At 71.9% G+C, this 21533-nt stretch carries 19 protein-coding genes; 15 read left to right on the forward strand and 4 right to left on the reverse strand.

Going from position 1 to position 21533, the window contains the following annotated elements; all coding sequences use genetic code 11:
• Window positions 1-4 precede the first annotated feature (4 nt).
• The 8 genes from BJ984_RS11590 (at window position 5) to BJ984_RS11625 (ending at window position 9561) form a co-directional block, all read left to right on the forward strand.
• Window positions 5-976, forward strand: a complete 972-nt coding sequence (locus BJ984_RS11590; RefSeq protein ID WP_179548155.1) for an AAA family ATPase — start codon at window positions 5-7, stop codon at window positions 974-976.
• Window positions 973-2175, forward strand: coding sequence for a DUF58 domain-containing protein (locus tag BJ984_RS11595; protein ID WP_179548156.1), 1203 nt, complete (start codon window positions 973-975; stop codon window positions 2173-2175). Before BJ984_RS11590 ends, BJ984_RS11595 begins: the two co-directional genes overlap by 4 nt.
• Before the next feature lie 167 nt (window positions 2176-2342).
• Window positions 2343-4637 carry a transglutaminaseTgpA domain-containing protein gene (locus BJ984_RS11600; RefSeq protein WP_179548157.1) on the forward strand — a complete coding sequence of 765 codons (2295 nt, stop codon included), beginning with the start codon at window positions 2343-2345 and terminating at the stop codon, window positions 4635-4637.
• Complete coding sequence (locus BJ984_RS11605; protein ID WP_179548158.1) at window positions 4634-5248, forward strand: FHA domain-containing protein; 615 nt, start codon at window positions 4634-4636, stop codon at window positions 5246-5248. Before BJ984_RS11600 ends, BJ984_RS11605 begins: the two co-directional genes overlap by 4 nt.
• Before the next feature lie 166 nt (window positions 5249-5414).
• A complete protein-coding gene (locus BJ984_RS11610; RefSeq protein WP_246306457.1) occupies window positions 5415-6641 on the forward strand; it encodes an ABC transporter substrate-binding protein in 1227 nt (408 codons plus the stop codon).
• Complete coding sequence (locus BJ984_RS11615) at window positions 6641-7840, forward strand: ABC transporter ATP-binding protein (RefSeq protein ID WP_179548160.1); 1200 nt, start codon at window positions 6641-6643, stop codon at window positions 7838-7840. The genes BJ984_RS11610 and BJ984_RS11615 overlap by 1 nt, the downstream gene beginning before the upstream one ends.
• A 9-nt stretch (window positions 7841-7849) precedes the next feature.
• On the forward strand, window positions 7850-8761 hold the full coding sequence (locus BJ984_RS11620; protein WP_179548161.1) for an ABC transporter permease: 912 nt from the start codon (window positions 7850-7852) through the stop codon (window positions 8759-8761).
• Window positions 8758-9561: an ABC transporter permease gene (locus BJ984_RS11625; protein WP_173180724.1), complete on the forward strand. Its 804-nt coding sequence runs from the start codon at window positions 8758-8760 to the stop codon at window positions 9559-9561. Before BJ984_RS11620 ends, BJ984_RS11625 begins: the two co-directional genes overlap by 4 nt.
• 73 nt (window positions 9562-9634) lie before the next feature.
• Here the strand turns inward: BJ984_RS11625 and BJ984_RS11630 are convergent, their stop codons facing one another.
• A complete protein-coding gene (locus tag BJ984_RS11630) occupies window positions 9635-10639 on the reverse strand; it encodes an asparaginase (RefSeq protein WP_179549436.1) in 1005 nt (334 codons plus the stop codon).
• A gap of 56 nt (window positions 10640-10695) precedes the next feature.
• On the reverse strand, window positions 10696-12063 hold the full coding sequence (gene gabT, locus BJ984_RS11635) for a 4-aminobutyrate--2-oxoglutarate transaminase (RefSeq protein WP_179548162.1): 1368 nt from the start codon (window positions 12061-12063) through the stop codon (window positions 10696-10698).
• 52 nt (window positions 12064-12115) lie between these two features.
• Between gabT and BJ984_RS11640 the strand changes: the two genes are divergently transcribed.
• The gene (locus tag BJ984_RS11640) at window positions 12116-12583 is read left to right on the forward strand and encodes an OsmC family protein (protein ID WP_179548163.1); all 468 of its coding nucleotides are present in this window, start codon (window positions 12116-12118) and stop codon (window positions 12581-12583) included.
• 52 nt (window positions 12584-12635) lie between these two features.
• Entirely contained in the window at window positions 12636-13040 is a 405-nt protein-coding gene (locus BJ984_RS11645) for a hypothetical protein (protein WP_179548164.1), read from the forward strand.
• Here the strand turns inward: BJ984_RS11645 and BJ984_RS11650 are convergent.
• Entirely contained in the window at window positions 13037-14146 is a 1110-nt protein-coding gene (locus BJ984_RS11650; RefSeq protein ID WP_179548165.1) for a glycoside hydrolase family 76 protein, read from the reverse strand. The two genes, BJ984_RS11645 and BJ984_RS11650, sit on opposite strands and share 4 nt — an antisense overlap.
• 79 nt (window positions 14147-14225) lie before the next feature.
• On the opposite strand from BJ984_RS11650, the gene BJ984_RS11655 reads away from it, so the two are divergent.
• From BJ984_RS11655 to ispG, 5 genes are all read left to right on the forward strand, one after another.
• On the forward strand, window positions 14226-15698 hold the full coding sequence (locus BJ984_RS11655; protein WP_246306458.1) for a DHA2 family efflux MFS transporter permease subunit: 1473 nt from the start codon (window positions 14226-14228) through the stop codon (window positions 15696-15698).
• A gap of 82 nt (window positions 15699-15780) precedes the next feature.
• On the forward strand, window positions 15781-16764 hold the full coding sequence (locus BJ984_RS11660) for an FKBP-type peptidyl-prolyl cis-trans isomerase (protein WP_179548166.1): 984 nt from the start codon (window positions 15781-15783) through the stop codon (window positions 16762-16764).
• Between the two features lie 335 nt (window positions 16765-17099).
• Window positions 17100-18185, forward strand: coding sequence for a 1-deoxy-D-xylulose-5-phosphate reductoisomerase (gene dxr, locus BJ984_RS11665; RefSeq protein ID WP_179548167.1), 1086 nt, complete (start codon window positions 17100-17102; stop codon window positions 18183-18185).
• 74 nt (window positions 18186-18259) lie between these two features.
• On the forward strand, window positions 18260-19591 hold the full coding sequence (locus BJ984_RS11670) for a M50 family metallopeptidase (RefSeq protein WP_179548168.1): 1332 nt from the start codon (window positions 18260-18262) through the stop codon (window positions 19589-19591).
• Window positions 19592-19680: 89 nt separating this feature from the next.
• Window positions 19681-20832 (forward strand): flavodoxin-dependent (E)-4-hydroxy-3-methylbut-2-enyl-diphosphate synthase, encoded by a 1152-nt coding sequence (gene ispG / locus BJ984_RS11675; protein ID WP_179548169.1) that lies wholly within the window; start codon window positions 19681-19683, stop codon window positions 20830-20832.
• Between the two features lie 87 nt (window positions 20833-20919).
• Here ispG and BJ984_RS11680 read toward each other — a convergent pair whose 3' ends face one another.
• On the reverse strand, window positions 20920-21222 hold the full coding sequence (locus tag BJ984_RS11680; RefSeq protein WP_179548170.1) for an endonuclease domain-containing protein: 303 nt from the start codon (window positions 21220-21222) through the stop codon (window positions 20920-20922).
• Between the last annotated feature and the right edge of the window lie 311 nt (window positions 21223-21533).

Below are 21533 nucleotides of genomic sequence, written 5' to 3' on the forward strand. Positions count from 1 at the left end.
CACGATGACGATGACGAGCGAGCAGGCGACCCGGTTCGCCGATGTCTTCGACCGCCTCACCGCGACCATCGAGCAGACGCTGCACGGCAAGGCGCACGTCATCCGGCTCGCACTGGTCGCCCTGTTCAGCGAGGGCCACCTGCTGCTGGAGGACGCGCCGGGAACGGGCAAGACCTCGCTCGCGCGCGCGATCGCCGACAGCGTGCGCGGGTCGTCGAGCCGCATCCAGTTCACCCCCGACCTGCTGCCCGGAGACATCACCGGCGTCAGCGTCTACGACCAGCGCACCGGGGCCTTCGACTTCCACGCTGGGCCCGTGTTCGCGAACGTCGTGCTGGCCGACGAGATCAACCGGGCCAGCCCGAAGACGCAGGCCGCGCTGCTGGAGGTGATGGAGGAGGGGCGCGTCACGGTCGACGGCGTCTCCCACCCGGTCGGCGAGCCGTTCATGGTGATCGCCACCCAGAACCCCATCGAGCAGGCGGGAACCTACCGGCTGCCCGAGGCACAGCTCGACCGCTTCCTGATCAAGACGAGCATCGGCTACCCCGACCACGCGACGACCCTGCGCATCCTCGAGGGCGCCACCGAGCGCGCCCACGGCGAGCCGAAGCCCGCGGTGATCACCGCCGAGGGCGTCGTGCTGCTCGCGTCCGAGGCCCGCACGGTGCACGTCGACGCAGCCATCAACGACTACGTCTCGCGCCTGGTGCAGGCGACCCGCGACGCCGAGGAGACCCGGCTCGGCGGCAGCGTGCGCGCCGCCCTCGCCCTGGTGCGCGCCGCCAAGACCTACGCGGCGTCCGACGGCCGGCACTACGTCATCCCCGACGACGTCAAGGCGCTCGCGGGCCCCGTGCTCGCGCACCGCCTCGTGCTCGACCCCGAGGCCGAGTTCGACGGGGTCACCGCGCTCGGCGTCGTCTCCCGCGTGCTCCTCGACGTCGCGCCTCCCGGGGACGCGCCGGGCGCATGACCGGCGCGACCGCCGCCGTCCCGTCCCGCCCGGTCGCCGTGTCCGCCGCGGGGTGGTCGGTGCTGGCTGCCGCCGTGATCGGCCTCGCCCTCGGCGTCGCCCTCGGCTGGACCGAGCTCCTCGTCGTCGGCCTCACCGCCGCCCTCCTCGTGCTCGTCGCCGCGCTGTTCCTCGTCGGACGCAGCTCGGGCGGCCTGGCCGTCTCCGTGCTCGAACGCCAGGTCGTCGCGGGTGGGACGGCCACCGTCGTGGTGCGGGTGACCGGCGACGGCCGGGGGCGGCAGCGGGCCCGCGACGCGGAGCTCCCCGTGGGTGATCGGGTCGAGAGCGTCCGGCTGCCCGCCGTCGCCGCGGGGGAGACCCGCGAGGTGCAGCTCCGCGTGCCGGCCGGGCGCCGGGGCGTCGTGCAGCTCGGCCCCGTGACGCTGGTGCGCCGCGACCCGTTCGGGTTCGCGCGGCGCGAGTCGGCGCGGAGCGGACGGGCGCTGCTGTACGTGCATCCGCCGACCGCTGCTCTCACCGTCGCTACGAGCGGCCTGCTGCGGGATCTCGAGGGCATCGCCACCACCGACCTGACCGACAGCGACATCGCGTTCCACGCCCTGCGGCCCTACGTCGCGGGCGACGACCGGCGGCACATCCACTGGAGGAGCACGGCCAAGACCGGCGCCTTCCTCGTGCGGCAGTTCGAGCAGACGCGGCGCAGTCACCTGATCGTGCTGCAGTCGCTCGCGGCCGCCGACTACGCCTCGGACGACGAGTTCGAGCTCGCGGTGAGCGCGGTCGGGTCGATCGGCGCGCGGGCCATCGCCGACGGCACCACCCTGTCGGTGTTCGCCGGGGCCCCGCGCACCCGTGGCGAGGCCGGCCGGCTGCGTTCGCGGGGCCGGCGGGAGCTGCTCGACGACCTCAGCGGCATCCACGAGCTGCCCGCCGCGACCCCGGTCGCCGGGCTGGCACGCACCGTCGCCCAGCAGGCGCCCGATGCCTCGCTCGTCTTCGTCGTCTGCGGGTCGACCGTGCCCGCGCGCCGCCTCCGGGCCGCCGCGGCGAACTTCGCGCCGGGGGTCGAGGTGGTGGCGGTCGTCACCCGGCCCGAGTCGCCGCCGACGCTCGTCCGCATCGAGGCGCTGCGGATCATGCGCATCGGCTACCTCGACGACCTCGTGCGGGGACTGGCCCGGGCGGTGGGCGCGTGAGTGAGGCAGCCCGATCGTCCGGGTCGGCCCGGTCGGTTGCTCGGGCGACGTCGGTGCGTCCGGCGGCACCGCAGCCGGAGGGCGGGGCGCCGCCGCCGTCACGGCGGCCCCGGCGCGGAGGCGGGGGGCGCGACGCCGCCCGGAGCGTCCGGAACCGCGCGGCGGGGATGGTGCTGCTCCTCGGGATCGGGGCAGCTGCCTGGTGGCCGGTGCACGAGTCGCTGTCGTTCGTGGTCGCGGCGGGCGTCGCGATCGCCGTGGGGGTCGCGATCGGCGCTCTCGGGGCGGCGTTCCGGTGGAGCGGGCCCGTGGTGCTCGGAGCGACCGTCGCCGCGTGGCTCGTGCTCGGTGTGCCGCTCGCGGTGCCGGGCAAGGCGCTCGGCGGGGTGCTGCCGACAGGTGAGGGCCTCCTCGACCTGATCGTCACCACCGCGACCGGCTGGCGCCAGCTCGTCACCATCGAGCTGCCCGTCGGCGACTACCAGGCGCTCCTCGTGCCGGTTTTCTCTCTGACCCTCGCCGCGGCGGTCGTGGGCACCACCGTCGCGACCCGCACGCCCCGTCCCGAAGCCGCCCTGCTGCTCCCGGCGCTGGTGCTCGTCGCAGGAATCGCGCTCGGCGCCCCGCGAGGTCACGCGCCGGCCGCCCTCGGAGGCGCCTTCGCCGTCGTGTCACTCCTCTGGCTCGTCCTCGTCCGTCCCCGGTCGTCGACGCCGTCGGCCGGGCGGCGGCGAGGGCGGGGGGTCGCGGTGGCGCTCGTCGCCGGTGCCGCCGCGGTGTCGGTGCTCGTGGCCGGGGCACTTCCTGCCCCCGATCGACGCGTGGTGCGTGAGGCGGTCGCGCCGGTGTTCGACGCCCGCGACCACGCCAGCCCGTTGTCCGGGCTGCGCGCCCTGCTCAAGCAGCCCGCCGCCGACGAGACCCTGCTCACGGTGACGGGCGCCGAGCCCGGATCGCGGCTGGCCCTCGCCCGCCTCGACGCCTACGACGGCGTCGTCTTCACCGTGGCCGGCAGCGACGCCGCGCCCGCTGCGACCGCCTCCGGCGAACCCGCCGCCTCTCCGACCGATCTCTTCCAGCGCGTCACCGGCCGGCTGAGCGCCGCCACCGACCCCGCGAGCGCAGCGGGCGGTGTCCACGACGTGACGGTCGGGGTCGAGGGGTACGCGGGCGTCTGGGTCCCGATCCCCGACGGGGCGTCCGCCGTCGCGTTCACCGGCCCCGACGCGTCCACGCTGCAGAACGCGTTGTTCGCGAGCAGGCGGCTCTCGATGGTCGCCGATCTCGTCGCGCTCCGGCGGGGCGACGGGTACGTGGTCACGGGCACCGCGTCCGCGCCGTTCGTCGCGGTCGATCGGCTGTCCGAGCTCGAACCGGGGGCGGCGGCGTCCCCGGCGGCGACGGCTCCGGATGCCCTGGCCGAACGGCTCGCCGAGTGGGCCCCCGATTCCCGGCCGCCCGGTGATCGCCTGGCCGGTGTGATGGCCGGTCTCCGCAGCGGCTACCGCTCCGGCGCCCCCGGCAGCGACGTCTTCAGCCGGTCCGGCCACGGGGCGGACCGCCTGCAGGAGCTCCTCACCGCCTCGCCCATGGTCGGCGACCCGGAGCAGTACGCGGCCGCCGCCGCTCTCCTCGCCCGCGCGGCCGGCTTCCCCTCCCGGGTCGCCGTCGGCTTCGTCGTCCCGGCACTCGCCGACACCGGCGCCGACACCGAGCCGGACGCCGACACCGACACCGACACCGGCGCCGAGGGCTCGCCGGTCGACCTGCAGGGGAGCGACGCCACCGCGTGGGTCGAAGTCCTCACCACCGAGGGCTGGGTCGCGATCGACCCGACGCCCGAGGTGAAGCCGATCCCGCCGAGCGCCCTCGAGGACGGCGCCGGATCCGTGCAGCCCCCCGAGGTGCTGCCGCCGGCGTCCGAAGGGCTCGCCGACCCGGATCCGGGCACACCCGCGCAGCAGAGCGACGACGAGCCCGCGCCGCGTGACGACGACCCCGGCCCCCTGCTCGCGATCGTGCTGGGCGTGGGTCTCGGGTTGCTCGTGCTCGCGGTGCTGCTGGCGCCGTTCGCGACGGTGCTCGCGCTGAAGGCGCGGCGGCGCTCCCGGCGCCGGAGCCGCGGCAGCGCGCGCGAGCGTGCCGCCGGCAGCTGGGCCGAGGTGCTCGACACCGTCCGCGACCGCGGCGAGCCCCCGCCGCCCCGGACCACCCGGCGCGAGGCCGCGGCGGCGCTCGAGTCCGAGAGCGGCCTGCTGCTCGCCGAGCGAGTCGACGCTGCGCTGTACGGGCCGGGCGACCCCTCGGCGGCCGAGCTCGACGCCCTCTGGGCCGCGTCGGATGCCGAACGCCGCCGCCTGCTCGGGCAGGAGCGCGGGCTCGCGCGCCTGAGGGCCCGGCTCTCGCCGCGGTCGCTGCGCACCTATCATGGCAAGGAGATGAACAGGCGGACCGAGCGGTGAAGTGCAGAACCTGCGGCACGACCCTGAGCGCGGGCGCCGTGCTCTGCGGCGAGTGCGGGACCTCGGCGATCGCCCCCCGCCCCACCCTCGGTGACACCGCCCGGCACGACCGCCGCGCCCTCCTCGCGGCGCTCACGGCCGAAGCCGCCGCCCGCGCCGCGACCCCGCCCGCGCCCCGAGCCACAACCCAGCCAGCGCCCCGAGCCGCGACCCCGCCGGCACCTCCGGCCGCCGCCACCCCGCCCCCGCCCCCGGCGTTCACCCTCGTCTTCAGCACCGGCGAGAGCATCCGCGTGCACGGCCCGGGCCTCGTCGGCCGCAACCCCCAGCCCGCCGACGGCGAGCGCGTCGACTACCTCGTGCAGCTGATCGACCCCCAGCGCAGCGTCTCGAAGACGCACCTCGCCTTCGACGTCGACGGTGACACCCTCTCGATCACCGACCGCCGCTCCTCCAACGGCACCCGCCTCGTCACCCCACCCGACCTCGACGCGGCCCCCGGCGACCCTTCTGCCCGCCCGCGGAGCATCGAGCTCGAGCCCGGCGTGCGAATGCCGGTGCCCCGCGGCAGCCGCGTCGGCATCGGCGACGAGTGGTTCGACGTGCGCTGACGCAGGCCGCGCATCCGTCGCCCGGAATGTCGAAAAGACACGTCGATCGACCGATACGGCACTGATTTCGTAACGAGTATGTTTCGCGGGTGTGTTTTTCGTCGTTCGCGCTAACTCCCTGAAGCACCCGTGTGCCAGTATCGAGTCACTCATTTCAGGGAGGATGATGACCGTGCACACTCCGCGAGACCCCCAGATCCTGCAGGCGATCAAACACTCCCAGGCACTGCAGCGTGCCCGGGCTCTTCAGCTCACTCGACGCGGTTTCCTCGGCGCCACGGGTGTCGGAGCCACGGCCCTCGCCCTGGCCGCGTGCGCCCCGGGCGAGAAGAAGGAGCTGACCCCGGCGAAGGACGTCAGCGCCACCGAGAAGACCCTCACCTGGGACAACTGGCCCGCCTACATGGACGAGGACGACGCCGGCGACTACCCGACCCTGATGGGCTTCGAGGACCAGTCCGGCATCACGGTCACCTACAACGTTGCCGTCGACGACAACAACAGCTACTACGCCAAGGTCAAGGACCAGCTCGCGCTCGGCCAGGCCATCGGCGCCGACACGGTCTGCCTCACCGACTGGATGGTCGCCCGCCTCGTGCGGAACGGCTACCTCCAGGAGCTCGACCACGCGAACATCCCGAACATCGCCAACCTCAGCGAGAGCTTCGCGAACCCCGACTTCGACAAGGGTCGCAACCTCTCGCTGCCCTGGCAGGGCGGCTTCGCCGGCATCTGCTGGAACAAGGAGAAGGTGCCGAACGGCCTCAAGTCGGTCGACGACCTCTGGGCCGCCGACCTCAAGGGCCGCGTCGGGGTGCTCAGCGAGATGCGCGACACGATGGGCCTGATCATGCTGAACCAGGGCACCGACATCACCGGCGAGTGGGGCGACGACGAGTTCGCGAACGCCATGGATGCGTTCACCGAGCAGGTCGAGAACGGCCAGATCCGCAACATCAAGGGCAACGCCTACCTCAACGACCTCCAGTCCGAAGACACCTACGCCGCCATCTGCTGGTCGGGCGACATCACCTCGCTGAACGCTCAGGCGGGCGACAAGTGGGAGTTCGCCATCCCGGATGCGGGGGGCACGCTCTGGAACGACACCTTCGTCGTGCCCATGGGTGCGACCCACAAGGCCAATGCCGAGGCCGTCATGAACTACTACTACGAGCCCGAGGTCGCGGCCGAGCTCGCCGCCTGGGTCAACTACGTGACGCCCGTCAACGGAGCGAAGGAGGCGATGGACGCCATCGATCCCGAGCTCGCGGCGAACCAGCTGATCTTCCCCGACGAGGACACGCTGAGCACGGTGCACGTGTTCCGCACCCTCACCCCGCAGGAGGAGAACGACTACCAGGCCCAGTTCCAGAAGGTGCTGCTGGGCAGCTGATGGCCATCGCATCCTTCGCCGAGAGCGGCGCCGACCTCCAGCTGACCGGCATCACCAAGCGGTTCCCCGGCTTCACGGCCATCGAAGACCTGGAGCTGACGATCCCGGCGGGCTCGTTCTTCGCCCTGCTCGGCCCCTCCGGCTGCGGCAAGACGACGACGCTCCGGCTGGTGGCCGGGCTCGAGGAGCCCACCGAGGGGAAGATCCTGATCGGCGGCAAGGACGTCACCGAGACGAAGCCCTACCAGCGGCCGGTGAACACGGTGTTCCAGTCGTACGCGCTGTTCCCGCACATGACGATCCTCGAGAACGTCGCCTTCGGGCTGAAGCGCCGCAGGATCGGCGACGCGGTCGCGAAGGCGCACGAGGCGCTGAAGCTGGTCGAGCTCGACCACCTCGCGTCCAGGCGCCCGGCGCAGCTCTCGGGCGGCCAGCAGCAGCGTGTCGCGCTGGCCCGTGCGATCGTCAACCGCCCGGCCCTGCTGCTGCTCGACGAGCCGCTCGGCGCCCTCGACCTGAAGCTCCGGCGACAGATGCAGCTCGAGCTCAAGACCATCCAGACCGAGGTCGGCCTGACCTTCCTGCACGTCACCCACGACCAGGAGGAGGCCATGACCATGGCCGACACCGTCGCGGTGATGAACAAGGGCCGCATCGAGCAGCTCGGTGCGCCCGAGGAGCTCTACGAGCTGCCCCGCACGGCGTTCGTCGCCAACTTCCTCGGCCAGTCGAACCTGTTCACGGGCGACGTCGTCGCGAGCGGGCCCGACCACATCAGGGTCGACGTGGCCGGGGTGTCGATCGTGGTGCCGCGCATCCGGAGCCGTCGTCACGCGGGAGAGGTCGCGATCGGCGTTCGCCCCGAGAAGGTCACGCTGCTCACCGAGGCGCCGGCCACGGTGACCGGGCGCAACGTGCTCGGCCCGGGGCGGGTCACCGACGTATCCTTCTCGGGCGTCAGCACGCAGTACCTCGTCGAGGTGCCGCACGTGGGCGAGCTCGTCGTGTTCGCGCAGAACATGGTGTTCGGGCCGGTGGTGAACGTGGGCGCCGAGGTGTGGCTGTCGTGGAACGTCGAGCACGGCTTCGGCCTCGACGACGAGCCCGGCACCGTGCCGCGCTTCGTGGCGGATGACTCGACCGAGTCGATCGCCGTCCAGCGCCGCATCGCGCTCGAAGAAGAGCTCGAGCAGGCGTAGGGCGCGGGCATGGCCTTCACCGCGTTCGCCTCCACCCCGGCCGTCGAACAGGCGCCGAGGAAGCGGAGCTTCGTCGCGCTCGTGCTGCTGCTGCCGGGCATCCTGTACCTCGTCCTGTTCTTCCTCACTCCGCTGATCTCGCTGGTGCTCACCTCGTTCCAGCAGCCCGTGCTCGACGGCGACATCGGCGAGTACCAGGCCGGCTTCAACTGGCAGAACTACACCGACTCGGTGGGGGAGTACTGGCCGCTCATCCTTCGCGCGTTCGGCTACGCGCTCGTCGCGACCGTGCTCGCGCTCGTGATCAGCTACCCGATCGCCTACGTCATCGGCGTGAAGGCCAGGCGCTGGCCGCTCCTGCAGAGCCTGCTGCTGACGCTCGTGATCGCGCCGTTCTTCATCAGCTTCCTGCTGCGCACGCTGGCCTGGAAGCAGATCATGTCGGATGAGGGGCCGATCGTGCAGGCGCTCAAGGCGGTCGCGATCCTGCCCTCGGACGGGCACCTCACCGGCACCACCTTCTCGGTGATCTTCGGTCTGACGTACAACTTCATCCCGTTCATGACGCTGCCGCTCTATGCGACGCTCGAACGGCTCGACCTGCGCTACATCGAGGCGGGGGCCGACCTCTACGCGAGCCCGTTCACGGTGTTCCGCAAGGTCACCATCCCGCTGTCGATGCCGGGCATCGTCTCGGGCACGCTGCTGACCTTCATCCCCGCGGCCGGTGACTACATCAACGCGAGCCGCGACTTCCTCGGCTCCTCGTCGACGGCGATGGTCGGAAACGCGATCGAGGCGAACTTCCTCGTGCTGCAGAACTACCCGGCGGCCGCCGCGCTGTCGATCGTGCTGATGGCGGTCATCCTGGTGATCGTCGGCGTCTACGTGCGCCGCTCGGGAACGGAGGACCTCGTATGAACCGCCGCACGAAGGGCCTCGGGCTCTGGATCTACACGATCATCGCCCTCGTCTTCCTGCTCATCCCGATCGCGTACACCTTCGTCTTCTCGTTCAACGACTCGGGCAAGCTCAACATCGCCTGGCAGGGGTTCACGCTCGACAAGTGGCTCACGGTGTGCAACACGCAGGGGCTCTGCGAGGCGTTCGGCAACAGCATCCTCGTGGGTCTCGTCGCGACGGTGCTCGCCACGGCGCTCGGCACCCTGATCGCGATCGCGCTGGTGCGCTACCGCTTCAAGGCACGGTCGGCGATCAGCCTGCTGCTGTTCCTGCCGATGGCGACCCCCGAGGTCGTGCTCGGTGCCGGCCTCGCCGCGCAGTTCCTGACGGTGGGCGCCGAGAAGGGGCTCGGCACGATCATCCTCGCCCACACCATGTTCTGCATCAGCTTCGTCGTCGTGACGGTGAAGGCGCGCGTGGCGTCGCTCGACCCGGCGCTCGAGGAGGCCGGGCGTGACCTCTACGGATCGCCCGGGCAGGTGTTCTGGCGCATCACGTTCCCGCTGCTCATCCCCGGAATCGCGGCGGCGGCGCTGCTGTCGTTCGCGCTCTCGTTCGACGACTTCATCATCACGAACTTCAACTCGGGCGCGGTCGACACCTTCCCGAAGTTCATCTACATCGCTGCCGCTCGCGGCATCCCGGCACAGGTGAACGTGATCGCGTCGGCGGTGTTCCTGCTGGCGATCGTGATCGTGGTGGTGACGCAGGTCTCGCGGGCGGCGCGGGCGAAGCGGCTCGCGCGGCAGATGGGCTGACGCGGGCGAAGCGGCTCGCGCGGCAGGTGGGCTGACGCCCGCTACAGCGTGGGCCCGTTACAGGGTGGGCCCTCTACAGGGTGGGGGAGACGCGGATGGTGCCGACGGGGTTCGCGCCGCCGTAGACCGCCAGGCCGAGCTCGGGCGTGAGTTCGGCGACCTGCTCGCGGGTGAGTGAGCCGTGCCGGGCGAGCAGCTCGAGCGCCACGACCGTGGCCGCGCGCAGGCTGCCGTCGAGCATCTTCAGGGCGACGGATGCGCCATCCGGCGTCGCCATCACCATGACCCCCTCGGCGCCGAGCTTCGCCACCACGCCGAGGCGGTCGATGACGACCGTGTTCGCCCGCCCGGGCCCGTCGATCGCCCACCCGTTCGCGAGGATGCTCTCGGTGAGCTGCCTCGCCGGCCCCTCGGTGGCCCGGCGCAGACGGCCGATGCCGCGGGCCAGGGCGACGAGGGACATCGCGTGCACGGGAGCACCGCATCCGTCGACGCCCGAGTGCGCGACCGGAGCACCGGTCTCGCGCTCGACCACGGCGAGGATGCGCTGCTGCAGCGGGTGCTCCGGGTCGAGGTAGCTCGCCGTGTCCCACCCGTTCTGCACGCAGGCGAGCAGCATGGCGGCGTGCTTGCCCGAGCAGTTCATCAGGATGCGCTCCTGATGCCCGTGCGCACGGATGACGCCGTCACGCGCGGCCGAGTCACCGGGCCAGTCGGGCGGGCAGCCGAGGTCGTCGGCGTCGAGGCCGGCCTTCTCGAGGATCGAGTCGACCACGCGCACGTGCTCGGGGGTGGCCGCGTGGCTCGCCGTGGCGAGCACGGTCTGCACCGGGTCGAGCTCGACGCCCGACTCGAGCACGGCCAGCGCCTGGAACGGCTTCATGCACGAGCGAGGGTAGACGGGGAGCTCGGGGGAGCCGACCGCGATCGCGACCTCGCCCGTGGCGTCGAGCACGACGGCCGAGCCGATGTGGCGCGACTCGACGAAGCCGTTGCGCTCGAGCACGGCGAGCTCGACCGACTCGGCGAGACCGGCGGTGCCGGGAGTGCCGGCCCCGGGCGTACCGGCCCCTCGCATGCCGGACTTGCGCATCCCGGACTCGCTCACCGGCTTGACCCGGGCGTGCTGCCCGCTCACAGCTGCGCGAACGCCTCGTCGATGACCGACAGCGCGTCGGCGATCAGCGCGTCGCTCGTGGCGAGCGACGGCAGGAATCGCAGCACGTTGCCGTAGGTGCCGGCCGTGAGCACGAGCACACCCCGCTGGGTCGCGTAGGACACGATCGCGTTGACGGCATCCGTGTTGGGGGCCTTCGTGGTGTCGGCGGTGCCGGGCTGCACGAGCTCGATCGCGATCATCGCGCCGATGCCGCGGATCTCGCCGATGATGTCGTACTTGCGCTGCAGCTCGGTGAGGCCGCCGACCAGAGCGGTCTCGATGCGGGCCGCCTCGGCGAGCAGGTCGTTCGACTCGATCGACTCGAACACGGCCACCGCGGCCGCCGCCGCGACGGGGTTGCCGCCGAAGGTGCCGCCGAGGCCGCCGGGCTGCGCAGAGTCCATGATCTCGGCGCGGCCGGTGACACCCGCGAGCGGCAGGCCGCCCGCGATGCCCTTCGCCGAGAGCACCATGTCGGGCACCAGGCCGAAGTGGGTGCTCGCGAAGTACTCGCCGGTGCGGGCCATGCCCGACTGGATCTCGTCGGCGATGAACACGATGCCCTCGGCGGTGCACCACTCCTGCAGCGCGGTGAGATAGCCCTCGGCCGGCACGACGAAGCCGCCCTCGCCCTGGATGGGCTCGACGACGAGGCAGGCCAGGTCGGCAGCTCCCACCGTCTTCTCGAGGTAGGCGATGGTGCGGGCCGCGGCCTCGGTGCCGGAGAGGCCGTCGTGGTACGGGTACGAGTTGGGCGCGCGGTAGACGTCGCCGGCGAAGGGGCCGAAGCCGGTGGCGTAGGGCGAGGCCTTGTAGTTCATGGCCATCGTGAGGTTGGTGCGGCCGTGGTAGGCGTGCTCGAGCACCGCGACGCCGTTGCGGCCGGTGTGCTTGCGGGCGATCTTGACGCCGTTCTCGACGGCCTCCGCGCCCGAGTTCACGAGCACGGTGCGCTTGGCGAAGTCGCCGGGGGTGTGCTGGGCGAGCAGTTCGGCGACCCGCACGTACTCCTCGTAGGGCGTGATGGTGAACAGCGTGTGCGTCACGTCCTGCAGCTGGGCCGCGGCGGCGGCGACCACCGAGGCCTCGGTGTGGCCGATCGTGGTGACGCCGATGCCGGCGCCGAGGTCGATGAACTGGTTGCCGTCGACGTCGACCAGGATGGCGCCGTTCGCCTTCGCGATGTACACCGGCAGCGCGCTCGACACACCGGGCGGCACGACCTCGAGGCGTCGGCGGTGCAGCTCCTCGGACTTCGGTCCGGGAACGGCGGTGACGATCTTCCGCTCCTGGGGGACCGTGTAGACGGGGGTGGCGACCGGGGTGTCGAGGATGTCAGTCATAGTCCTCCGAGTTTAGGCCAGCCTTCCTGTGGCCCCGCGCTAGCATGGCCGGGTGAATCGTGAGCATCACTACAGCGTCGATGTCGCCTGGCTTGGCAATCGCGGCACCGGCACGAGCGGCTACCGCGAGTACGGTCGGCAGAGCGTCGTCACGGCCGCCGGTAAGCACGACCTCGAGGCCTCGGCCGACCGCACCTTCCACGGCGACGCCGACCGCTGGAACCCCGAGGAGCTGCTGCTCGCCGCCCTCGCCGAGTGCCACATGCTCTCCTTCTTGCACGTCGCCGTGAAGCACGGCGTGGTCGTCACCGACTACACGGATGCCGCCGAGGGCACCATGGAACAGCAGGGCGACGGGGGCCGGTTCACCTCCGTGACGCTCCATCCCGTCGTCACCGTCTCGGCGCCTCTCGACGACGAGCTGTTCGCGACCCTGCACCACGAGGCGGGTGAGGCGTGCTTCATCGCCAACTCGGTGAACTTCCCTGTGCGGCACGAGCCGCGTGTCGTCGTCGGCTGATCGTCCCGCCGGCACGAGTGGCGGGGATGCCGTGGCTCATCGTCCCGACGGCATGAGCGGCCTGGATGCGGTGCACCTCGTCCTGGTCGGGCGGACGCTCCGGGGAACGCTCGGGCAGGTGTTCCGGGCCGAGGCTCTCGCTCTGGTGGGCGCCACCGGCGCTGCGACGTCGGCCATCAGCCGGACGGTGGAGCTGACGGCGGTCGCCGTGAGCGAGGTCGGGGCGGTGCGGGTGAGGGCGTCGATCGCCGATCCGTCGTTTCCCGGGGGAGGTGTCGCCGCCGCGCCCGTCGAGGAGGGGTGGCAGCGGTTCGTCGTCGCGGTGGACGGGGTGGCGGGCATCCGGCCGCTGACCGGGCCGCCGGGGGTGGATCTCGCGCGCACGGTGACGGTTGACGTCGCCGCGCCGGCGGGCGGGCGCCCTCGGCTCGAGGTGCACGTCGTGGAGCGGGACTAGGCGGGGACGGGGGCCGGGGTCGTCCGGTCCAGGCGCCAGCGCGCCTCGAGCGCGAGGGTGGCCGCGAGCTGCGTCGAGAGGAACGTGACCGGCGGGGCCGGGCGGCTCCAGTCGTCGCCCACGCGGCCGGTCTCCTCGGCGGACCGGGTGCGGATCAGGGCATCCGTCGACCCGGCGATGAAGTGGGTGAGCGTCTCCCGGTCGGCACCCGTGGGCAGGGCTGCGGCGACCTCGGCCAGGTATCTCACGTGGATGCCCTTGAAGAGGCCGGCGTCGCCGCCGCCGGGGTGGTCGGCGCGGGCCGTCTCGCCCTCGACGAGACCGTGCGGGGCGAGGCGGGGGAGCGCGGCGCGGGCGATGCGGGCGGCGGCGGCCGGGGCATCCGGAACCCAGGCCCGCTCGAGCACGGCGGCAGCCACCACGCCCTGGTCGTAGCTGAAGACCCAGTCGGTGTCGACGCGGTGGTCGCCCTGGCGGTTGACGCCGTCGAGCACCGTGCCGTCTTCGGCGACGAGACGCTGCTGGAGCCACGCGACGGTCTCGTCGGCCGCGACGCGGTAGCGCGGGTCACCCGTGCGGGCGTGCAGGCGGGCCGACGCGAGGGCGAAGGTGCCGTTGCTCGGAGCGTTCTTGTAGTCGGGCTGCTGCTCGCGCCAGGCGACGCTCGGGCCCTCGTGGTCGTTCCAGCCACGGGTGCGGATGCGCTGCCAGAGCGTCTCGGCGTCGCGGAGGTGCCGTGGGTCGGCGGTGGCGTCGAAGAGACCGATCAGGGCGAGGGTCAGCCAGCCCATGTCGTCGAAGTAGTCGTTGGCGAGGCCGCGGTTGCGGATCCGGAGGAGGCGCAGCACGCTCTCGGCCTGGCGGAGGCGGCGTTCGTCGCCGGTGCGGTGGAAGGCGTCGAGGCGGGCGTCGACGAGGTGGGAGAGCCACCAGTGGTTGAGGGGGAGCAGCTGCGGGAGGCGGCCGAGGCTCGGCGGGGCGACGTTCAAGGCGGCACCGGGGATCGCGCGGATCGAGAAGGTGCGGTCGAGGGTGCGCTGGGCGCCGTCGGCAGCGGCCTGCACGGATGCCGCCCGCTCGGCTGCGGCGCGAGTCTCCTCCTGCACAGCCACACCCTACGGCGGATCGGCGCACATTCGACATCCTGCCGTCGTCGGGCGGGCACGGATGCACGAGACTGAGCAGATGGCCGAGAAGATGTCCTCCCCCCAGCGGCTGGTGCTGGTCGTGGCGATCCTGAGCGCGTTCATCTCGTTCCTCGACGCGACGGTGATCAACGTGGCGCTGCCCGCCATCAGCCGCGAGCTCGGGGGCGAGCTGTCGTCGCAGCAGTGGGTGGTCGACGCCTACCTCATCACCCTCGGCGCGGTCATCCTGCTCGCGGGGTCGCTGAGCGACGTCTTCGGGCGCAAGCGGGTGCTGCTCGTCGGGCTCCTCGGGTTCGGGCTGACGTCGCTCGCCTGCGCGTTCGCCCCCACCATCGAGTTCCTGATCGTGTCGCGCGGGCTGCAGGGCGTGGCCGGGGCGCTGCTCGTTCCCTCGTCGCTGGCGCTCATCCTCGCGAACTTCAGCGGGCCGGCGCAGAGCCGCGCCATCGGCACCTGGACGGCGTTCACCAGCGTGGCCAACATCGCCGGGCCGATCCTCGGCGGGGTGCTGGTCGACCAGTTCACCTGGCGGCTGGTGTTCGGCATCAACGTGCTTCCGATCATCGTGGCCGTCGTGCTCGTGGCGAAGTTGCCGAACGACGCCCACCACACCACGGGCGCCCGCATCGACGTGTTCGGGGCCGTGCTCGGCATCCTCGGGCTCGGGCTGCCGGTGTTCGCGCTGATCGAGCAGGCGAACTTCGGCTGGGGCTCACCGGTCGTGCTGGTGCCGCTGATCGTCGGGGTGCTGGCCTTCGCCGCTTTCCTCGTGCACGAGCGGCGGGCATCGCAGCCGATGCTGCCGCTGTCGCTGTTCCGGGTGCGCAACTTCTCGGTCGGCAACATCTCGACGTTCCTCATCTACGGGGCGCTCTCGCTCGGCTTCTTCAGCATCGCCGTGTTCCTGCAGCAGGTCGCCGGCTACACCGCCACCGAGGCGGGTTTCGCCATGATCCCGACGAGCCTGCTGCTGATCGGCCTGTCCTCGCTGTTCGGGCGGCTGTCGGGCCGCCTCGGGCCGCGGTTGTTCATGACCGTGGGTCCGATCCTCGCCGGCGCCGGGTTCCTGCTGATGCTCCGGGTCGACGAGAGCGCCGACTACCTCACCCAGGTCCTCCCGGCCATCGTGGTCTTCGGCCTCGGCATGGCGATCACGGTCGCGCCGCTGACGGCGGCCATCCTCGGTGCCATCGACCCGGCGCGCTCGGGCATCGCCTCGGCGGTGAACAACGCGGTCTCGCGGGTCGCCGGCCTCATCGCGGTCGCGCTCGCCAGCCTCATCGCCGGAACGGCCGTGCTCGACCTCGAGGGCTTCCACCGCGTGGTGCTCGTCACGGCGATCGTCTTCATGGCGGGCGGCCTCGTCTCCCTCGCGGGCATCCAGAACCCGAAGCGCGACGCCCCCGCTCCGGCGACTCCTGCGCCGACCCCGGTCCCGGGCCATGCGCCGGCCCCCGCCCCGGCCCCGGCCCCGGCCCCTGCGCCGGCCCCCGGCACGCCCACGGCCTGAGCCGCTCCCAGCGCGTCACCAGCTTGCTGCAAGGCGGCTGGGCGAGACTGGGCCCTTCCCCCCACTGTCACGAAGAGGACTCATGCGCTCACTCCCGGCCTTCGCCGCCGCAGCCGTCGCCGCCACGCTCCTGCTGGCCGGCTGCTCGGCCTCGACCCCCTCGTCCGACGACGCGACCTCGTCGCCGGCCGCCGACGCCGTCCAGTGCGCCACCGACGGCAGCGCCTCGAAGGCCGTCACCGTCACCGGCGACTTCGGCGCCCTGCCGACCACGAGCTTCACCGGCCCGCTGAACGTCGACACCACCGAGCGCAGCGTCGCCATCGAGGGCGACGGCGAGACCATCGAGACCGGCATGACCGCCACCGTCGACTTCACGGTCTACAACGGCACCAGCGGCACGAAGGTCTTCTCCACCCTCGACGAGGGCGGCACCGCGCTGCAGCTCAGCACCGACGACACGCAGTACATCCCGGGCCTTCTGAAGGCCGTGCTCTGCAGCACGGTCGGGTCGCGCGTCGTCGCGGTCATCCCGCCGGCCGAGGCGTTCGGCGACCAGGGCAACGAGTCGCTCGGCGTCGCGGCGAGCGACTCGCTCGTCATGGTGGCCGACGTCGAGGCGATCATCCCCGACCGGGCCGACGGCGTCGACCAGCCCGCGCAGGACGGCTTCCCCACCGTCGAACTCGCCGACGACGGCGCCCCGACGGTCACGATCCCCGACGCCGACCCGCCGACCGAGCTCGAGATGGAGACCCTCAAGAAGGGCGACGGCGCGGTCGTCGGCGACGGCGACAACGTCACCGTCCAGTACCAGGGCGTCATCTGGGGAACCGGCAAGGTCTTCGACCAGAGCTGGGGCACCGGCGGCCCGACCACGTTCCAGACCACGGGCGTCGTGAAGGGCTTCTCCGCCGCCCTCGTCGGCCAGACGGTCGGCTCGCAGGTGCTCGTCGTCATTCCCCCGGAGCTCGGCTACGGCAGCGAGGGCAACACCGCCGCCGGCATCTCGGGCACCGACACCCTGGTCTTCGTGGTCGACATCCTGGCCAGCGCCTCGGCGTAGCCCGCCCGCAACCGCACCACCCCGACGGGGCCGACCTCCACCGAGGCTGGCCCCGTCCGCGGTTCCGCGCGGCCCCGTTCGCGGTCCCGCGCGGCCGCGGTCGCGGTCCACCCGCGGTCGCAGTCCACCCCGCGGTCGCAGTCCACCCGCGGTCGCAGCCCACCCACGGTCGCCGGCGATCCCAGCACCTCTGCGACGAGTGGGGCGTTCGCGCACGCGAGCCGGCTGCCGACCTCACCACGCGCTCGGCACCCGCCAGGCGTGCGCGACGGCAGCAGGCGGCCCGTCGGCGACCCGCCTCGGCGTAACCGGGGCGGATGCGGGATGATGGCGGGGTGAGACGCGTCATCATCCTCGGTTCCACCGGCTCCATCGGCGTTCAGGCGCTCGACGTGATCCGGGCCAATCCCGAGCGCTTCGAGGTGGTCGGCCTCGTCGCCGGATCCAACCGCACGGTGCTCGACGCCCAGGCCGCCGAGTTCGGCGTCGCCGACACCGGCCTCGGCGAGATCGAGGCCGAGCAGCTCGTGCGCGACATCGACGCCGACGTCGTGCTGAACGGCATCACCGGCAGCGTCGGCCTCGGCCCGACCCTCGCCGCCCTCGAGGCCGGACGCACCCTCGCCCTGGCGAACAAGGAGAGCCTCATCGTCGGCGGCGACCTCGTGCGCGGCGCAGCGAGCCCCGGCCAGATCGTGCCCGTCGACTCCGAGCACTCCGCGATAGCGCAGGCGCTCCGCTCGGGCACGGCGGCCGAGGTGTCCCGGCTCGTGCTCACCGCCTCCGGCGGCCCCTTCCGCGGACGCACCCGCGAGCAGATGAAGGACGTCACGCCGGGCGAGGCCCTCGCCCACCCCACCTGGGACATGGGCCTCGTCGTCACCACCAACTCCGCCACCCTGGTCAACAAGGGCCTCGAGGTGATCGAGGCGCATCTGCTGTTCGACGTCGCCTACGCCGACATCGAGGTGACCGTGCATCCGCAGTCGGTCGTTCATTCGATGGTCGAGTTCGTCGACGGGTCGACCATCGCCCAGGCCTCGCCCCCCGACATGCGGCTGCCGATCTCGCTCGGTCTCGACTGGCCGAACCGCGTCGCCGGCGTCGGCACCCCGCTCGACTGGACGGCCTCGCACGAGTGGACCTTCGCCCCGCTCGACGAGGTCGCCTTCCCCGCCGTCGCGCTGGCCAAGCAGGTCGGCCGGGCGGGCGGCAGCTTCCCGGCGGTGTTCAACGCGGCGAACGAGCAGGCGGTGGCGGCGTTCCACGCGGGGCGCATCGGCTTCCTCGATATCGTCGACACGGTTCAGCGGGTCGTCGACGCCCACGAGATGCCGGGGGAGACGGTCACCCGCGAATCGCTCGCCGAGTCCGAGCTCTGGGCGCGGGCCACCGCCGACCAGCTGATCGCCGCGCACTAGCGGCACCGCGCGCGTCGAGCATCCGTTCAGCCAACGGTCAGCGCCGCCATCGGGGCGGCGGGTAGTGTCCTCGTGTGGAAACGGTCCTGCAGTTCATTCTCGGCGTGCTCATCATCGCCGTCGGGCTCGCCGTCTCCATCGGCCTGCACGAGGTCGGCCACCTGGTGCCCGCGAAGCTGTTCGGCATCAAGGTCACGCAGTACATGATCGGCTTCGGCCCGACCGTGTTCTCGCGCCGCAAGGGCGAGACCGAGTACGGCTTCAAGGCCATCCCGCTCGGTGGCTACATCTCGATGATCGGCATGTTCCCGCCGCGTCGCCAGGGCCAGAAGGCGGTGGCGAACAGCACGGGCTTCTTCCAGTCGATGGCTCAGGATGCGCGCGAGCAGTCCCAGCTCACCATCGGTGTCGACGAGGACGACCGCGCCTTCTACCGCAAGCCTGTCTGGCAGCGCGTCATCGTCATGCTCGGCGGACCGTTCATGAACCTCGTGCTCGCGGTGCTCTTCTTCTCGATCACGCTCGTCGGCTTCGGCACGGCCCAGTCCTCGACCACCATCGGCAGCGTCTCGGCGTGCGTGCTGCCCGCCACGAGCGAGCGCCAGACCTGCGAGGCCGGCGACCAGCCCTCTCCGGGTGCCGCCGCCGGGCTGCAGCCGGGCGACACCCTCGTCAGCATCGACGGCACGCCCATCGACACCTGGGAGCAGTCGACGGCGATCATCCGCGACGCCGCCGGCGAGACCCTTCCGGTCGTCGTCGAGCGCGACGGCGCCGAGCAGACCCTGAGCCTCACCCCGCTCCTCACCGAGCGCTACGTCTACGGCGACGACGGCAAGATCGCCACCGGCGCCGACGGTCAGAACCTCACCGAGGAGGTCGGCTTCGTCGGAATCGGCGCCGCCAGCGAGCTCGTGCCCCAGCCGATCACCGCGGTGCCCGCGTTCATCGGCGAGAACATCGGCCACACGGTCGCCCTCGTGGCGAACCTGCCGCAGCGCCTCTACGACGTCGCGCAGGCCGCCTTCGGCTCGGGTGAGCGCGACCCGAACGGACCGATCAGCGTCGTCGGCGTCGGCCGCGTCGCCGGCGAGATCGCCTCGATCGACACGATCCCGCTCGCCTCCAAGGCCGCGAGCCTGCTGGGCCTCCTCGGCTCGCTGAACATCGCGCTGCTCGTGATCAACCTCGTGCCGCTCACCCCGCTCGACGGCGGTCACGTCGTGTCGGCGCTCTGGGAGGGCATCCGCCGCTTCGTCGCCAAGCTCTTCAAGCGCCCCGACCCGGGGCCGGTCGACGCGGCGAAGCTGATGCCGCTGACCTTCGCGGTCGTCATCCTGTTCGGCGGCATGACCGCGCTGCTCGTCTACGCCGACATCGTGAAGCCGATCGACCTCTTCGGCTGACGGGCGAGCTCGTCGGCCGAGGCTCGGCGAACACCCAGGATGCGAGCCGCGCTGACCGTGCATCCAGCCGACGGATCTAGACTGAAGCCGTGCCTGCAGTCAACTTGGGGATGCCCAAACCCCCGCCCGAAACCCTCGCTCCCCGTCGGAAGTCCCGCCAGATCAAGGTCGGCAAGGTCCTCGTGGGCGGCGACGCCCCGGTGAGCGTGCAGTCGATGACCACGACGCCCACGCCGAACATCAACGCCACCCTGCAGCAGATCGCCGAGCTCACCGCCTCGGGCTGCGACATCGTCCGCGTGGCCGTGCCCTCGCGCGACGACGCCGAGGCGCTGCCCATCATCGCGAAGAAGTCGCAGATCCCGGTGATCGCCGACATCCACTTCCAGCCGAACTACGTGTTCGCCGCGATCGACGCCGGATGTGCGGCGGTTCGCGTGAACCCCGGCAACATCCGCAAGTTCGACGACAAGGTGGGCGAGATCGCCGCCGCGGCCAAGGCCGCCGGGGTCTCGATCCGCATCGGCGTGAACGCCGGCTCGCTCGACCCGCGCCTGCTCGAGAAGTACGGCAAGGCCACCCCCGAGGCACTCGTCGAGAGCGCCGTCTGGGAGGCGTCGCTGTTCGAGGAGCACGACTTCCACGACTTCAAGATCTCGGTCAAGCACAACGACCCGATCATCATGGTGAAGGCGTACCGCCTGCTCGCCGAGCGCGGCGACTGGCCGCTGCACCTCGGGGTCACGGAGGCCGGACCCTCGTTCCAGGGCACGATCAAGAGCGCGACCGCGTTCGGCATCCTCCTCTCGGAGGGCATCGGCGACACCATCCGCGTCTCGCTGTCGGCCCCGCCGGCCGAGGAGGTCAAGGTCGGGCTGCAGATCCTGCAGTCGCTGAACCTGCGCGAGCGCAAGCTCGAGATCGTGTCGTGCCCCTCCTGCGGGCGTGCGCAGGTCGACGTGTACAAGCTCGCGAACGACGTCACCGACGGGCTCGAGGGCATGACCGTGCCGCTCCGCGTCGCCGTGATGGGCTGCGTCGTGAACGGCCCGGGCGAGGCCCGCGAGGCCGACCTCGGCGTCGCCTCGGGCAACGGCAAGGGCCAGATCTTCGTCAAAGGCGAGGTCATCAAGACCGTCCCCGAGTCGGAGATCGTCGCGACCCTGATCGAGGAGGCCAACCGCCTCGCGGCCGAGATGCCCCCCGGCGAGCTCGGCGCCCCCGAGGTCGTCACGGTCTGACCGACGGTCGGTACGGGAGGAGAATGCTGCCGTTGACCCCATATCCGGGTCAAGGGCCTGATTCTCCTCCCGTGCCGACCTGGGGGGTCACGGGCGGCAGCCGCCCGGCGGCCATCGGTGCTCGCCCGCCCGCACGAGCCGCATGGTGACTCCCTCGTACGCGTCCCAGTCGAACGTGACCTGCCGCCAGCTCAGCCGGAGCACGCGGTACCCGCGCCGGGCGAGCTCGAGGTCACGGTGCCGGTCCTCCTCGAATCCCGTCCTCGACGAGTGCCAGCGGTACCCGTCCAGCTCGAGAACCAGACGGTCGCCGAGCAGTAGATCGACCCGGCCGACGCCCTCGATCTGAACCTGGCTCCGCAGGCGCTTGCGCCGACTCCGGATGCGCAACCAGGGATGCGCAGGCGAGCGCTGTCGCGACGTCGTCGAACGCGGCAAGCGGTGGGGCGATCCGCGCCGAGCGATGCAGTCGTGCGGCGCGATCCACCCTACGGAGGTGGCCGGCATGCGGCGCGACCCGCACGTGCAGCCGGCCATCATGGGCCGTCCAAACCTGTCGGTGGTCGAGGAGCGAGGTGCAGCTGAGAGCGCCGCCGATACCGACGCCACCCCTCCCGCCGACGCCAGCTGCTCGATCATCCACCGAGGATGGTGGCCGAAGCGACGGCCGGTGAGGGCGACACGCAGGTGGTGGACGGCTG

This window comes from Herbiconiux flava, from assembly GCF_013409865.1.
GTDB classification, from domain to species: domain Bacteria; phylum Actinomycetota; class Actinomycetes; order Actinomycetales; family Microbacteriaceae; genus Herbiconiux; species Herbiconiux flava.

Coding starts and splice junctions, on each gene's coding strand:
- BJ984_RS11655 (WP_246306458.1), top strand. CDS start 14,226: ATGGCCGAGAAGATGTCCTCCCCCCAGCGGCTGGTGCTGGTCGTGGCG.
- BJ984_RS11610 (WP_246306457.1), top strand. CDS start 5,415: ATGACCGTGCACACTCCGCGAGACCCCCAGATCCTGCAGGCGATCAAA.
- BJ984_RS11660 (WP_179548166.1), top strand. CDS start 15,781: ATGCGCTCACTCCCGGCCTTCGCCGCCGCAGCCGTCGCCGCCACGCTC.
- BJ984_RS11620 (WP_179548161.1), top strand. CDS start 7,850: ATGGCCTTCACCGCGTTCGCCTCCACCCCGGCCGTCGAACAGGCGCCG.
- gabT (WP_179548162.1), bottom strand. CDS start 12,063: ATGACTGACATCCTCGACACCCCGGTCGCCACCCCCGTCTACACGGTC.
- BJ984_RS11630 (WP_179549436.1), bottom strand. CDS start 10,639: ATGCGAGGGGCCGGTACGCCCGGGGCCGGCACTCCCGGCACCGCCGGT.
- BJ984_RS11600 (WP_179548157.1), top strand. CDS start 2,343: ATGGTGCTGCTCCTCGGGATCGGGGCAGCTGCCTGGTGGCCGGTGCAC.
- BJ984_RS11615 (WP_179548160.1), top strand. CDS start 6,641: ATGGCCATCGCATCCTTCGCCGAGAGCGGCGCCGACCTCCAGCTGACC.
- BJ984_RS11595 (WP_179548156.1), top strand. CDS start 973: ATGACCGGCGCGACCGCCGCCGTCCCGTCCCGCCCGGTCGCCGTGTCC.
- BJ984_RS11590 (WP_179548155.1), top strand. CDS start 5: ATGACGATGACGAGCGAGCAGGCGACCCGGTTCGCCGATGTCTTCGAC.
- BJ984_RS11625 (WP_173180724.1), top strand. CDS start 8,758: ATGAACCGCCGCACGAAGGGCCTCGGGCTCTGGATCTACACGATCATC.
- BJ984_RS11645 (WP_179548164.1), top strand. CDS start 12,636: ATGAGCGGCCTGGATGCGGTGCACCTCGTCCTGGTCGGGCGGACGCTC.